This window comes from Paenibacillus liaoningensis (assembly GCF_059609455.1).
The window spans coordinates 249147-264142 of the sequence record NZ_JCAALU010000007.1 but is presented as its reverse complement, the minus strand read 5'-3'; the positions used below and the strand labels follow the sequence as shown (position 1 = coordinate 264142).

Genomic DNA, 14996 nt, shown 5'->3' with positions numbered 1-14996 from the left:
GGCATTTCTCTACAGGATCAGAAGCGTATATTCGAACGTTTTTTTAAATCCGATCGTTCTCACAGTTTCAAATGGCAGGATTGGAACTTTCCTAACTGGAGCAGGGGGTGAGATACGTTCCTTGAATAAGACAAGCTCTTGTCCCAATAAAGGACAAGAGCTTGTCTTGTATTTACACTGGCTTCTCAAAGGAAAAGCTTCAGTGATTACATGATAGATTTTATGTTAAATCGACAACCACTTTAACCGTACCTTTAGCTTCAATGGCTTTAGTAAAGGCTTCCTGAATATCATCAAGCTTATAAACCTGCGTAATAAGGGTGGACAACTCATTTTTGAATGTAGAAAGATGCTGGGCTACCTTGGAAAAATCCTCATGTGTATACCCGCTGGAGCCTTTAAGCTGTACTTCTTTGGACATGACCTGCTGCAAGCTAATCGGCACATCGGTTTTATAAACTGCAATAATTGAAATTCTGGCTTTAGGCTTCACGATTTTCATGATGGCTTCAAACAAAACGGGAGCACCCGCCGCATCTATAAATACGTCTACGTTGGGTACTTCAACACCATATACGTTCACGGTGCCAAAATGTCCAGCCAATCCCTCCTCAAGTGTCGTTTCAGCCGTATTGACGGTCAATGCCCCTAATCCAGCGGCTTTGGACAATCGCCATTCGTCAATGTCGGCCACACACACGTGCTTCATACCTTCAGCAATCAAGCTGGCAGCTGCGAGAAGACCGATAGGACCTCCACCCATAACGACAATCCGATCTTCAGGCTGCGGGTTTGCGCTGAAAGCACCATGTCGTCCGACGCTCATCGGCTCGATCAGTGAAGCTACCTCCACTGGAACACTTTTATCTATTTCATATAAGTTATAGTTAAGTTCAGCTTCTTCTATTAAGACATACTGTGAAAATCCGGAACACTCCAGCGATTTGCGCCTCCCGACTTTTTTGGCTGTAATCGGATTAATGCCTACACGCATTCCCATTTCAATCTGGGAAGAAACTTCGGACCCTATTTCCACAACATCGCCGACCATTTCATGTCCAAATTCCGAACCAAGAGTAATCCCCATATTGCCTGCACCGACTTTGACAATATTAATATCTGTACCGCATATGCCGCCACGCAGATTTCTTACGAGAACATCCTTTGGGCCTACAACAGGAATCGCTTTTTCTTCAACTCGAATGTCATTTTTGCCAGAATAGATCGCTGCCTTCATCATGTAACTTCACTCCTCATGAATGTTAATCGCTCAACCGCTTTTTCGCATCTGTTAAGTCGTAATCGGATAGACTAAATACTTACAACAGATTCCAATGATCGATTGGATGTCCTAATCATGCAATAATAATGTTTCAAAGTTGTTAAAATAATGTTTATGAGATATTAATCGTGAAAATAAGAACGATTCAGGCCTCATGTTACTTGATATCGCGGCTTAGCTTAAACAATTTTTTAACAACTATCTATTATGATGATACTAATGCGTCAGAAAGGATGTTTTTATGATCAATATACTTGTAGTGGAGGACGATACAAAGCTTAACCAAATTTTTTGCGCCTATTTGTCCAAAAATGGTTACAACGCTAAAGGTTGTCTGAACCCACGTGAAGCTTATGATTTAATGTATAACCATATCTATGATCTTCTCATTTCCGATGTTATGATGCCGGAGATCGACGGTTTTGAATTTGCAGAGACAATAAGGGGGATCAATAAGACCATTCCCATTCTTTTTGTTACTGCCCGTGATGATATATCCTCCAAACAAAAAGGTTTTTTTGCCGGCATTGACGATTACATGGTTAAACCGATTGATTTGGATGAACTGGTTCTGCGGGTGGGTGCCCTGCTTCGAAGAGCGAATATTGCCCATGAAAAAAAACTGAGGGTAGGAAGCCTGCTGATGGACGCAGACGATATGACCGCTACAGTAGATGGCAAGGAAGTACCCGTGACGGTTCGAGAATTCAACATCCTGTACAAAATGCTTTCCTATCCCAAACATACCTTTTCGCGTGCCCAGCTTATGGACGAGTTCTGGGGCATTGAAAGTCAAACCAGCCTGCGCGCTGTGGACGTATATATTGTCAAGCTTCGGGACAAGTTTTCCTGCTGTGAAGGTTTCAAAATTATGACCGTGCATGGGCTAGGCTACAAGGCAGTGCTGCAATGAATAAGAAACAGAAACCAGATGCGAGAATGAAGTCACCTCTTTTTTCATGGAAAGAATTTGTGGTCACTTATTTAGTGTTGTCTACGCTAACTGCGGGACAAGCGCTAATCTATGATGCTTATCGGCCAATAGAACACGTGCCGTGGCCATACATTTTCGGAATCTCGGGCTATTGGATTATCGTTAGCCTTATTTTTTGCCTGGTTACCGCAAGGCAGAAGTACAAATCCTTTGACAAGCCCATGCGAAAACTCAGCGAGGCGGCCAAGCAGGTATCAGAAGGAGACTTTTCGGTCTATCTCGAGCCTATACACAGAGCGGATAAGAAGAACTATGTGGATGTGATGTTCGAGGATTTCAACAAGATGGTCGAGGAACTGAACAGCATTGAAACGCTGAAAAACGACTTCATTTCCAATGTATCCCATGAAATCAAGACACCACTGTCCGTCATTCACGGTTACGCTACAGCACTGACGCAGGACGATTTGCCGCCGGAGCTGCGGAAGGATTATACGGCTACCATCATTTCTTCCACCAATAAGCTAGCAACACTCGTCGTTAACATCCTTAAGCTGAACAAATTGGAAAATCAGGAGATTGTGCCTGTGGCCGAGCCCTACGATCTGTGCAGGCAGCTATGCGATTGCGCGCTATACTTTGAAAATGCATGGGAAGAAAAAAAGATCGCATTTATGGTCGATATAGAGGATCGTGCCATCATTCGCGCTGAAGAAAGTATGTTGGAGATCGTGTGGCATAATCTTTTCTCCAATGCTTTAAAATTCACATCTCCCGGGGGAACGATCACCCTAAAGCAAATTTCGGATGAACATGCGATCACGGTCATGGTATCAGACACAGGCTGTGGGATGGACGAGGAAACGATGAAGCATATTTTTGATAAATTTTATCAAGGCGATCCTTCCCATCATGCGGAGGGGAATGGCCTCGGTCTTGCTCTTTCGCTCCGCGTAATTGAATTGGTAGGCGGTGTCATTTCGGTTAAGAGCGAACCTGGAGAGGGCACAACCTTTACAGTCCAATTAAAAGTTGAAAAGTAATCAGTGCGCAGCAGGGCAGCCTGGATTCGAACAATCGAATTCAGGCTGCTTATTTTGTTTAGCCGTATGGGAGCAGCAAGGGGTAGGGGGAAAACGCTTGTATTTGGTTAAAGTTGACAAGAGGAGAGTTCTCCGTTTAATCTTAAGAAGAGATTATGTGGAAAACTATCCACTTAATCTCAATAAAAGGAGGGGAGCAGGATAACGTAAGTCTCCATTTATATAACCCATTTTCATTAAAATAAAAGGCAGTAGCGAAAGGATGTTTAAGATGAATGATTCCGATAATAGTGTATGTGAAAAAGCAGCGCTTAGCCTGTTTAGTAGTGACAGTCCTGAAAACCCATTTCCGATTTTCGCGCAGCTGCGTGAAACGGGAGCTGTTATTCCTATTACTGTGCCTATGGGTGGCACAGATCGCCAACAATGGTTGGTCACGCGAATGGAAGAAGTGTCTCAGGTACTTAAGGATCATGCCCACTTCACTGTAGACCCAGAAACGATCGGTGGCAGCAACGAATTTAAAAAAGCCTTTATGGAAAACGCAGATGCATCCGCTCCAGATACCTTTTTCACCGGAAAATCCATGCTATCTGTCGATGATCCTGATCATCGGCGGTTACGCAGGCTGGTCTCCAAAGCCTTCACGCCCAAATACATGGAAAGCCTTCGACCGCGTGTGCAGAAGATTGCGGATGAATTGCTGGATAAGGTGCAAGCTCGCGGTGAGATGGACCTTGTCAAAGATTATGCCTATCCTTTACCCATTCACGTAATATCCGATATGCTTGGGGTACCTGAAGCAGACCGCTCGCAGATCCATGACTGGTCTAAAGCGATTTCACATGGTTTGGGTCTTGGTGTGCGCGCACCGGGAGTAGAGGAACATTTGCGTGCTTTCGGTGAATACACGGCGGAGCTTGTTGCTGACAAACGCAAGCATCCAGCTGATGACTTGATCAGCCAGTTAATCGCCATCGAAGAAGAGGGGGACAAGCTGAGTCAGCCAGAGTTGATCTCCATGATTACCCTATTGATCTTTGCAGGCCATGAGACGACCTCAAATCTCATTGCCACAGGAACATTGATGCTGTTAGATCATCCGGAGCAGCTGGAGAAGCTCAAAGCTGATCTTAGTCTGGCTCCGTCCGCCTTCGAAGAGCTGCTTCGTTTCAATGGACCAGCTACCATGTCGGGACCTCGCTTTGCAACGCAAGATATTGTACTTGCTGGTCAGCTGATTAAAAAGGGAGATATGCTGATTCCTTTATTAAAATCTGCAAACCGGGATGAATGCCCGTTCGCACAAGCAGAAGAACTGGATATAACTCGTACGATTAATCGCCATCTTGCTTTCGGTCATGGCATCCATTCCTGCTTGGGCGCGCCACTAGCTCGTGTAGAGGGAGACATTGCATTTCAAACGCTGCTGAGACGGATGCCCAACCTGCGGCTCAGCATTCCTCGGGCAGACATCTCCTGGCATTTCGCGCTGAGCTCACAGAGTTTAGCTGCCCTGCCAGTCGTTTTTTAGGGAAAAGACTACAAAACATGCTTCATTCAAAACAAGCCTAATTCAAACGGCAGATTGCCGTCGATGAATTAGGCTTGTTCTCATGAATGTGATGTATTAAAGAAATGTCTGGCATAGCTGCTCCAAAATCCGGTCGGGCGAGTTGCCGCGCACATTTTTTTGAAACAGATACGAATCGCTGCTGAGGGCGTTCATAAGCATATCTGTTTTGAATAAGCTGAGGGGCTGTGGTTGGTTGGTTTCTGCTATCCATTCTTCAATCAGCCCAAGAAGCAGCTTATGAAATTTGTCATAGATGGGACTTTTCGTTCTGGGGTCCGGCACATTATTAGCTGAATTCTCGACACCGGCAAGCAGCTGCGCATTTTTCTCTCTGAACTGAATAAACACAGCAAGCAGCCCACGCAATCGGTCATTAGGCGGGTGGTAGGCGTTCTCCTGCAAGTATTCCTCAATATCCTCAAACAACACCGTCACGTTGTCTTTGATTAAATGCATGCACAGATCACTTTTGTTGCGGTAACGCCGGTACAGGGTTCCCGCTCCGATTTGCGCTTCGACGGCGATCTGGTTCATGCTGACCTGCTCGACGCCGTGCAGCTGAAATAACTTGTTAGCCGCATCCAGAATACGCTGGCGGTTCTCGGCGGCATCACGGCGCTCTGATCGGTAGGTTGCATTTGTCTCATTCACTGTTTATCACTTCCCATCCTTCATCTGAGCCCCTATTTACAAGTGGAGAGTTATCCGCTTAATCCTAGTAAAAAAGAGAGGAATGTGCTGACTGAGGAAGTCTGCATTGAAACAGTAGCAGTATTTTTTCTATGAGTCAACATCTAATGCAAGGTGGAGTAAATATTTATTTGTACAAATAAGATCGAAAAAAATAAAAAGAAAATAAGAATAAAGTGAAGGGATACCTAATAGATATAAAACGGCTGCTTGATATGAAACTTTTTTCTTCTTTAACTTAAAGCAATAAGAATAAGAACACAACAAGCCGACGGATGACCTCTTGAATCTGGAGTTCATCTGTTTTTGTGAGGATGTGGAATGACTGAACTGTAAAATAGATGCAATATTTACAAATAAAACAAACCCTCTAAAGCCTTCCCATCCACGGAGGCTTCTTGTTGTGTGGCTGGAATTTGCTAATGTCTGAGAGATTGCCGGAAAGGGTCATTCTAGCGTTAAAGTAGAGTTAAAGAAGTCATCCCAGCATTAGCGCTTTCTACCATATTCAAGTAGGATATTCTATGCACATGTTTTAGCATTATCGTGATGGTCACTACATATGAGGAGTGATTGAATGCAAGCAAAAAGCTTGGTTCACCAGTTATTCGAGCAGCAGGCGGAACGTACGCCTAGTCGTGAAGCTGTTAGATTTGAAGAGAAGTCAGTAACGTACGCCGAGTTGAACCGCCGCGCGAATCGGCTAGCGTATCGCTTGCGTGCGATCGGTATCGGGCCTGACGTGCTGGCAGGCATCTGCATGGAGCGTTCGATTGAATTGGTCGTCGCGCTGTACGGCGTCCTAAAGGCAGGGGGCGCTTACGTGCCGCTGGATCCAGATTATCCGAAGGATCGGCTAGCCTACATGATTCAGGACAGCAAGGTAAGACGAATCATTACGCAGCGTCAATTCGCGGAGCAGTTCGCTGGGTTCGACGGTGATGTACTGATTTTAGACGAGTCAGAGCCATTGGACGGATATGTAGAGGAGGAAAACCCGAATATTGCCTTGCATGAGGGCCATCTGGCTTACATGTTCTACACCTCCGGATCGACGGGGAGGCCAAAGGGGGCGATGAATACCCACGCAGCCATTCGCAATCGGGTTCTCTGGCTGCAGCACACTTTCGAAATGGAGGAAAATGATAAGCTTCTTCAGAAATCTCCTTACAGCTTCGACGTATCGGTATGGGAATTTTTCTGGCCGCATATATGCGGAGCATGCCTTGTCATGGCCAAGCCCAAAGGCCACCTTGACAACGAATATATGTGGGAGGTCATCAAGCGCGAATGTATTACGTTCGTGCAATTCGTTCCGACGATGCTCCAGACGTTCTTGAGTGCGGAGCAGGCTCAGGACCTCCCCTTTCTGAAACATGTTTTCTTATGCGGGGAGCCGTTGTCTGCCGCGCTGAACGAACGGTTCTGCCGTACGATGTCCGCGCAGCTTCACAACTTGTATGGTCCGACCGAGGCAGCGGTATTCATTACCAATTGGACCAGCGATCGCAGCTTGAACCGTTCGGTCATTCCAATTGGCAAGGCTATCCCTGAGAATGCTATGTACGTATTAAACGACCGCTATGAACCGGTCGCACCTGGTGAGATTGGCGAGCTCTTCATCAGTGGCATCGGGCTCGCGCGCGGTTATTACGGCAGACCGGACCTGACGGCCGAGCGATTCGTGCCCGATCCATACAGCAAGGAACCGGGGGCACGGATGTACCATACCGGAGATCTCGGGCGCTGGCTTACGGACGGAAACCTGGAATGTCTGGGCCGCAACGACGATCAGGTGAAGGTACGGGGCTTCCGTATCGAGCTGGGCGAAATTAGCACGGTGCTTGAACAGCATCCAGGAGTCAATCAAGCTGTGACGGTTGTCTGCGAGGATCAGCCCGGAGACCAGCGCATTACCGCCTATTTCATTCCAAATGCTGAGTTCGCTCCCTCGATCAGCGAGCTGAGGAGCCATCTACAGCAGCATTTGCCAGACTATATGGTCCCTTCTTATTTCGTTGAGATGGAGGCCTTCCCACTTACCCCTAGCGGCAAGACGGACCGCAAGCTCCTGCCGAGTCCGACGCTGTCACGCCTGATGATTGGCCAGGCGTATGTTCCGCCGGAAACCTATATCCAGAAGGAGCTTGCCGTGATTTGGTCAGGTTTTTTCAGTTTCGATCAGCTCGGGCTTGACGACGATTTCATCGACTTGGGCGGCCATTCGCTCGTCGCAACTCAAATTCTTGTCCGGTGTGGACATGTTTTCGGCGTGAAGGTATCGCTGAAGGATATGCTCACACAAGGAACGACGATTCGCGCCCTCGCGTCAATTATTGAAGCCAATCTGCTTGCGGAGACTGACGATGCCGAGATCGAAGCGCTGTTGAGCGAGATGGAGCACCTGTCGGAAGAGGAAATTGAGGCGCTGCTGAAGTAACAGTCAGTAGATGATCAGGAGGAGACGATTCGTGGCAAATTTCGTTCTTAGCACGCATATGACGAACGGAGATGTACTGCCGTTTCTGCGGTTAGCGTCTGCACTTCGCCGGCGTGGACACCAGGCAACCCTGGTGACTCACGGCGTATTTGCGCCGCTGGCCGAGAAGTCCGGCATCGCTTTTCGCGGCATCGATAAACCAGAGGAATACACCGAAATCATGAAGGATCTATACATGATGGAGGATCCGCTGAACAAGCCCGACCTCTATGAAGCTTACCAACGCAAGTATTATTCGAAAGAGAAATTCCAGCAGGAGTATGACATCCTGACGGAGCTGTGCCAAGCGGAGGACTCCGTGCTGATCTGCAAGGAGCGTGACGGCTTCGTTGCCATGATCGTATCTGAGATGATGCATGTGCCAATCGTCACGGGCGTACTCGCGCCCAGCTATGTGACGCAGCTGCATATATGGGAAGAGCTTGGACTGGACTTTGCGATATCACTTATTAACACTTTTCGCAGCGATCTTGGACTTACGCCAGTCTCAAGCTGGACATCATGGATGGGCGCCGTGAAAAAAAACATCGGTTTCTGGCATGAGAGCTTTGATGCTGCTGTGGAAGCACCAGAATGGGCGCTGAAGGTGGATACCGTCGGATTTCCGCTGGCCGATGCGATCGAATATGAGCCTTTGCCAAACGACCTGCTAGATTTTATCCGCGCCGGCGAACCGCCTCTCTTGATTACGGGCGGGACAGGGAAAATGATTAAGCCGAATTTCTACCAAGCGGCAATCGAGGGCGTCAAGCTGCTGGGGCAGCGAACCATACTTGTTACGAGGCATGAAGAATTCATTCAAGGCGAGCTGCCGGATCATATTCGCTGGTACAAGATTTTGCCGCTCGCCAGTGTATATCCGCTAATCAGCAGCGTCATCCATCACGGCGGAATCGGTACGATTACGGGAGCCATGACCGCCGCTGTGCCGCAGCTGGCGCTCGCAGCCGATACGGATCGTCCAGATAACGGAATGCGGATCAAGCATCTGGGCATAGGTGATTATTTGCCGCCGCTTCAGTGGGAGCCCGCGCTGATCGCAAATGCCATAAAAGGCATTCAGACAAGCACAGTGAAAGAGCGCTGCCGCCAGTTGGCAAGGGTTATTGCGGAGCATGATACGATGGCAGCGGCCTGCACGGCCATGGAATCGGTAATCGGCAAGCCCGACTGCGCCATTGCCTCGGATCAGCTTATTGCTGATTACGTTGCAGCGCAGCGCCAGCAGTCCTTGCGAAGCGCAGTGACCGCGCCTGATCATCGCCTGGATGAGATCAATCAGTCACTATCAGCAGGCAAGCGTTCACTGTTATCGCAGTGGCTGGTGCAGCGCCAGCTCGGAAGTCATCCCCTGCCTTTGAAGGAGGCGCACTATGAGTAAAACGATTGATCGCATCGAGCAGCTTTCGCCCGAACGACGGGCGCTCCTTGCCCTGAAAGCCAAACAGAATAAGGCAAAGGCTGCCGCAGCTTCGTCGGTAATCCCAAAGCAGCCTAGGCAAGCAGGGGCTAACAAGTTTCCTCTATCATTTCCGCAACAGCGAATTATGTTTTTCGAAGAATATATGCCGGGGACGGAGCGGTACAATTTTGCCAACGGCTACAAGCTCATCGGCAAGCTGAATGTCTCTGCCCTGCATCGCACGCTGAACGAAATGATCAAGCGTCATGAAATCATGCGCGCTGTTGTTGCTTATGAGAACGACGATTACGTGCAGATCATTCGCCCCGAGCTGACGATCGACCTCCCAATTATCGAGTTGGCTGATGAAAACAAGGTCTATGAGCTTATGGAGAAGGAAGCCACGGCACCGTATGATTTCCTGAACGGGCCGCTTGTGAAGGCAATGCTCTTCCGCTTGGATCCCGAAAAGCATGTTCTCGTCTGGATGACGCATCACTTAATCTATGATGGCTGGTCAGCCGACGTGTTCGACGAAGAGCTCGCCGCGATTTATCGTTCCTTTGCCCTGGAAGAGCCGCTTTCCCTTCCGGAGCTGCCGATTCAATACCCGGACTTTGCCGTCTGGCAGAGGCAGTGGATGACAGGATCGGAATACGAAGAACAGCTGCGCTACTGGAAAAATAAACTGATGCCAGCACCGGCGACGCTGGATCTGCCGACGGATTACCCGCGCCCCTCGATTCAAGTTGAGCGCAAAGTCGGTTTCTTCAGCCTGACGCTCGATCCATCATTCTCGCAGCGTATCCGCGAAGCGAGCAAGCAGCTCGGCTGCACGTCTTTTGTCCTGCTGCTAGCCGCTTACAAGGTACTACTCGCAAGCTACAACGGCAAGCAAGAAATCGTTGTCGGCACGCCCATGGCGAATCGAGGCAAGCAGGAAATCGAGAAGCTTGCTGGCTTCTTCGCGAATACGGTCGCGCTTCGCTCCGCGATTGATATGGGCAGCAGCTTCAGCGACTTTATCTCGGCAGTCCGCGAGACGGTGCTGGAGGCGAATGATCATCAGGATTTGCCATTTGACAGAATCGTCGAAGAGATGAATCCAGATCGTGTTATAGGCCATGCGCTATTTTTTGATACCATGTTTCTGTTCGAACGGCATGGGCAGGCGCTGAGAGAACTGCCTGACCTTGAGATTGTACCGTTCGTGGGTGATCGTACGCGAGGCGGGATGCTGGATCTGACGATGACGGTATTCGAAAATCAAAAGTTAGGCATGGAAGTTACATTGACGTATCGCCTAGATCTATTCCGCGAGTCGACAATCCAGCAAATGGCGGAGCATTACTGCATGATTTTGGAACGCGTAATAGACAATTCCGCGATGCCGATATATGCAGTTGCAGCTCTCTCGGGCGAACAGCTGCAGAAGGTTCTGGTCGACTGGAATGCTGGCGAGTCTACCGGTACAGAGCTCCAATTGCCGCATCTTCTCGTGGAGCGTCAATCGGCTCTTACACCTATGGCCGCAGCTGTATGCTCAGAGGGGCGTACACTTACCTATCTTGAGCTGAATGAACGGGCTAACCGCTTGGCGCACCATCTGCGTGGTATGCAGGTCGGACCTAATACAACCGTCGGCCTTTACATGGAGCGCACTGTCGATATCATCGTCGGCTTGGTCGGCATCTTGAAGGCAGGTGGTGCCTATGTGCCGCTTGATCCTAAGCTGCCGGTGGAGCGCTTGCGAATGATTGCGCAGGAGGCTGAGGTATCGGTCATCGTGACCGAGGAAGCCTTCGCCGATCTGCTGCCGCAAAACGAGGAGGCAGCGTCGGCGCCCATACGCATGGTTTCGCTCGACCGGGATTGGGATAAGATAGCGCAAGAAGATGCGAATAATCCCGAAGTAATCTCAAAGCTGGACGATCTTATGTATGTGCTGTTCACGTCCGGATCAACGGGGAAACCGAAGGGCGTGGCGGTGGAGCACCGAAGTTATGCCAACTATTTGGAAGGCATTATGCAGCGTTTGGCGCTGCGGGAAGGCCTCCATTTCGCCATCGTCAGCACGCTTGCTGCCGATCTTGGAACGCCGATGATCTGGGGGGCATTCGGAACAGGAGGCACCCTGCATGTCATACCGTATGAGCGTGCTGCTGATCCCGATGCTTTCGCCGCTTATTGCGAAGCGCATCCGATCGATGTTATGAAGATCGTTCCAAGCCATATGGAGGTGCTGCTCGGCGTAGCAAATCCCAGCGTCATCATACCGCGTGAATGCTTGATTCTTGCTGGCGAAGCCTCGCATTGGGGGTCAATTGCAGACATTCGGCGCCTTCGTCCGGGCTGTCGGATTCAAAATCATTATGGTCCTACGGAGACAACCGTTTCCGTACTCACCTATGAGGTGCCAGTAGGTGGAAGCGAGCAAGATCATCTTGCAGTGCTTCCGCTTGGACGTCCGATACCGAACGCGCCGGTCTATGTGCTTAACGCTAATTTGCAGCCGGTTCCAGCTGGCGTCATCGGCGAGTTGTACATCGGCGGTAGCGCCGTGACGCGCGGCTACTACGGCAGGCCAGATCTGACGGCCGAGCGATTCGTGCCGAATCCGTTCACAGATCGACCGGGAGAACGGATGTATCGCACGGGCGACCTGGTTCGCCATTTGCCTAACGGCATGATTCAGTTTATTGGACGAATGGACCAACAGGTCAAAATCCGCGGCTATCGGATCGAGACTGGCGAGATCGAGCATGTTCTGCTGCAAATGGGAGGATTACGCGATGCGGTCGTGACTATTCGCGAAGATGAACCGGGAGACAAACGGCTGGTTGCCTATTTGGTACCGGAGCAGCGCTTGTTACCAGACGCTCAGGAGCAGGCTGTACGTGGAGCGCAGCTTGATGTAAGCGCGATTCGAAAACACATAAAAAGCATTTTGCCCGACTATATGCTGCCTTCGGCCTTTGTCGAGATCGAGCGGCTGCCGCTTAACGCGAACGGCAAGCTGGACCGTGCAATGCTGCCTGCGCCAAGCGCTGCAAATCGAGCGGGAGACAATGGCTTTGCTGCGCCGGAGACCAAGGAAGAGCATGAAATCGCCGCTGTTTGGCAGGATGTATTGGGGCTCGAACAGATCGGCATCAACGATGAATTTTTCGACCTTGGCGGTGATTCATTCAAGGCGATTAAGGTCGTACGCAAGATGGGCAATTCCTTTAGCGTAATGGACCTCTTCCAGTATCCGACGGTGCGTGAGCTGGCCGAGCATCTCGCATCCGGCGCTACACGGAGCGACGATCTTCTGATCGAATTCAAAAAGGCATCGAATATCGGGGGCAAAGCGATTACGCTAGTCTGCGTGCCGTATGGCGGCGGCAGCGCAATTACGTTCCAGCCAATGGCGAAGGGATTGCCTCCCAACTACGCCCTGTATGCGGTCGAACTGCCCGGGCATGATTACAGTCGACCTAGCCAGTTGCTGGCCTCGCATGAGGAAACGGCGGCTCGGATTGCTCAAGAAATCAAAAGCAAGGTCAAGGGTGAGGTTTATCTCTACGGCCATTGCTTAGGTGGGGCAATGGTGCTCCGCACCGGGTTGCTGCTGCAGGAAGCAAATGTAGAGGTAAGCGGGATTTTTATGGCGGGCACCTTCCCGGGAGCAAGATTGCCATTCAAGCTGACGGAATGGTGGCATCGCTTGTTTCCGCGGGAGAAGTGGACGTCTGATAAGTTCGCACGCGACATGCTCCGCGCCTTTGGCGGCTTCGATGACGAGATCTCTCCGGAGGAGCAGAAGTTCGTTCTGCGCAACCTGCGGCATGATGCACGGGAGGCGGAGGATTATTACACGGCGCTCTACGCATTGCCGAATAAGCCGAAGCTGAAGGCACCTGTAGCTTGCATCGTGGGTGGCGCTGATCGAATGACCGAGTTCTACGAGGAGCGTTATATGGAGTGGTATGATTTCAGCGAGGATGTGCGATTGCATGTTGTTGAGCATGCCGGGCATTATTTTCACAAGCATCAATCGGACCATGCCGCGAAAATCATGTCGCAGCAGATTCGTGCATGGGAGGAAGAGCGTGAAAACGGGGAAAGCCGAACGACAATGAGCCCTATTTCTCAGACTGCTTCTGCTCCTCAGCAAGTACCAAAACTTGCGATGGAGCACAAGCAAAAGAAGAAGGATATTCAGCCGAGCGTGAAATCTTTTCTCACGGTGACGCTGTGCTTAATCATCGCTACAATTGGCACGTCACTGACCGGATTTGCGCTTGGCATCTGGGTATTTCAGCATACCGGGTCGATTTCGGATTATGCGACGATCTCGCTTTATGCGATTTTGCCCACGCTGCTGCTGCTTCCGGTGGCCGGTGCGGTTGTGGACCGCTATGATAGACGAAAGGTAATGCTGGCGGGACAAATGTTAGCGTTAGGCTCGGTAATTTTCCTCGCGACTATGCTCTATCTGGATGCGTTGTCACTATGGGCGATCTATGTGGCTGCAGGTATCGGATCAATCTCAGGCGCTTTCACGATGCCAGCTTATCAGGCAGCAACAGCGCAACTCGTGCCGAAAAGGTACTTAGGACATGCAAACGGATTAGGACAGCTTGTCATGTCCTTGAACGGGATTATGGCACCAGCGCTAGGAGGAGCTTTGGTTGTATTGATCGGTCTGCAAACCATTGTTGTTATCGATCTAGTGCTGCTGAGTTTATCTATAGTCATCCTTTCACTGATCCGATTCCCTAACCTGATGTTCAAGAAACGTGAGGAACCGATGAGCAGGGAAATCGTCGGAGGGTGGAAGTACATTATTCAAAGGAAGAGCATGGTCGCCATGGTCGTGTTTTTTATCGTTGTCAATTTTTTCATGAGCTTATATAACGTGCTGACAACGCCGTTTCTGCTGCAGTTCATGACTGCTGACAAAGTAGGCATCGTTATCGCGTTTGAGGGTGCAGGACTATTTATCGGCTCGATCCTTATGACGATATGGGGCGGGTTCGACCGCCGGGCGGACGGAATGGTCGGTTTCGTTATGCTGACCGGTTTATCGATAGCGGTTGCCGGGATCTATCCTTCGCTTGTAACGGCAGCCATCGGCTTGTTCGGCTTTGGCTTTGCGCTGGCGCTTATCAATACGCACTGGCTGGCACTCATACAGACGAAGGTAGGGCTTGAGCTGCAAGGCCGCGTATTGGCAACGAACCAAGTTATGGCCTTCAGCATGCGTCCGCTTAGCTTCCTCCTTGCAGGACCGCTTGTTGCATCTGTTTTCGTTCCGCTTGCATCGGCGCTGCCAGCTGGTACAGAAGCTGCCGGGCTGTTTGGATCGGGAGGCGGAATGGGTATCGGGCTTTTGATCACTTCGATTGGCGCCATCTTGTTCATCTGGGGATTGCTTGGCATGCGTTATCGGCAGCTGCGTCATATGGAGACAATTTTGCCGGATGCCGTGCCGGATGCCGTTATTATACGAGATAAGGATCAGTTGCAGCAAATAGCAGACCGCCAGATGGGCGTCAGAATTTAATTGTGGAATAGGGGAGGT

At 50.0% G+C, this 14996-nt stretch carries 8 protein-coding genes; 6 read left to right on the top strand and 2 right to left on the bottom strand.

Going from position 1 to position 14996, the window contains the following annotated elements; all coding sequences use genetic code 11:
• Positions 1-220 precede the first annotated feature (220 nt).
• A complete protein-coding gene (locus AC6B99_RS12380) occupies positions 221-1240 on the bottom strand; it encodes a zinc-dependent alcohol dehydrogenase (RefSeq protein ID WP_496663454.1) in 1020 nt (339 codons plus the stop codon).
• 283 nt (positions 1241-1523) lie between these two features.
• Between AC6B99_RS12380 and AC6B99_RS12375 the strand changes: the two genes are divergently transcribed.
• From AC6B99_RS12375 to AC6B99_RS12365, 3 genes are all read left to right on the top strand, one after another.
• A complete protein-coding gene (locus AC6B99_RS12375) occupies positions 1524-2195 on the top strand; it encodes a response regulator transcription factor (protein WP_056040404.1) in 672 nt (223 codons plus the stop codon).
• A complete protein-coding gene (locus tag AC6B99_RS12370; protein ID WP_494879210.1) occupies positions 2192-3259 on the top strand; it encodes an ATP-binding protein in 1068 nt (355 codons plus the stop codon). Before AC6B99_RS12375 ends, AC6B99_RS12370 begins: the two co-directional genes overlap by 4 nt.
• Positions 3260-3530: 271 nt before the next feature.
• Complete coding sequence (locus AC6B99_RS12365; protein WP_496663453.1) at positions 3531-4793, top strand: cytochrome P450 family protein; 1263 nt, start codon at positions 3531-3533, stop codon at positions 4791-4793.
• A gap of 96 nt (positions 4794-4889) precedes the next feature.
• Here the strand turns inward: AC6B99_RS12365 and AC6B99_RS12360 are convergent, their stop codons facing one another.
• Positions 4890-5486: a TetR/AcrR family transcriptional regulator gene (locus AC6B99_RS12360; protein ID WP_496663452.1), complete on the bottom strand. Its 597-nt coding sequence runs from the start codon at positions 5484-5486 to the stop codon at positions 4890-4892.
• Between the two features lie 616 nt (positions 5487-6102).
• On the opposite strand from AC6B99_RS12360, the gene AC6B99_RS12355 reads away from it, so the two are divergent.
• The 3 genes from AC6B99_RS12355 to AC6B99_RS12345 are packed head-to-tail and all read left to right on the top strand — an operon-like array spanning position 6103 to position 14978.
• Entirely contained in the window at positions 6103-7965 is a 1863-nt protein-coding gene (locus AC6B99_RS12355) for a non-ribosomal peptide synthetase (protein ID WP_496663451.1), read from the top strand.
• Between the two features lie 31 nt (positions 7966-7996).
• On the top strand, positions 7997-9406 hold the full coding sequence (locus AC6B99_RS12350) for a glycosyltransferase (protein WP_056040393.1): 1410 nt from the start codon (positions 7997-7999) through the stop codon (positions 9404-9406).
• On the top strand, positions 9399-14978 hold the full coding sequence (locus tag AC6B99_RS12345) for an amino acid adenylation domain-containing protein (protein WP_496663450.1): 5580 nt from the start codon (positions 9399-9401) through the stop codon (positions 14976-14978). Before AC6B99_RS12350 ends, AC6B99_RS12345 begins: the two co-directional genes overlap by 8 nt.
• Positions 14979-14996: the final 18 nt, after the last annotated feature.

Excerpts from the sequence above, each read along its gene's own strand:
- AC6B99_RS12365 (WP_496663453.1), top strand. The coding sequence starts at position 3,531 with ATGAATGATTCCGATAATAGTGTATGTGAAAAAGCAGCGCTTAGCCTG.
- AC6B99_RS12355 (WP_496663451.1), top strand. The coding sequence starts at position 6,103 with ATGCAAGCAAAAAGCTTGGTTCACCAGTTATTCGAGCAGCAGGCGGAA.
- AC6B99_RS12370 (WP_494879210.1), top strand. The coding sequence starts at position 2,192 with ATGAATAAGAAACAGAAACCAGATGCGAGAATGAAGTCACCTCTTTTT.
- AC6B99_RS12375 (WP_056040404.1), top strand. The coding sequence starts at position 1,524 with ATGATCAATATACTTGTAGTGGAGGACGATACAAAGCTTAACCAAATT.
- AC6B99_RS12345 (WP_496663450.1), top strand. The coding sequence starts at position 9,399 with ATGAGTAAAACGATTGATCGCATCGAGCAGCTTTCGCCCGAACGACGG.
- AC6B99_RS12380 (WP_496663454.1), bottom strand. The coding sequence starts at position 1,240 with ATGATGAAGGCAGCGATCTATTCTGGCAAAAATGACATTCGAGTTGAA.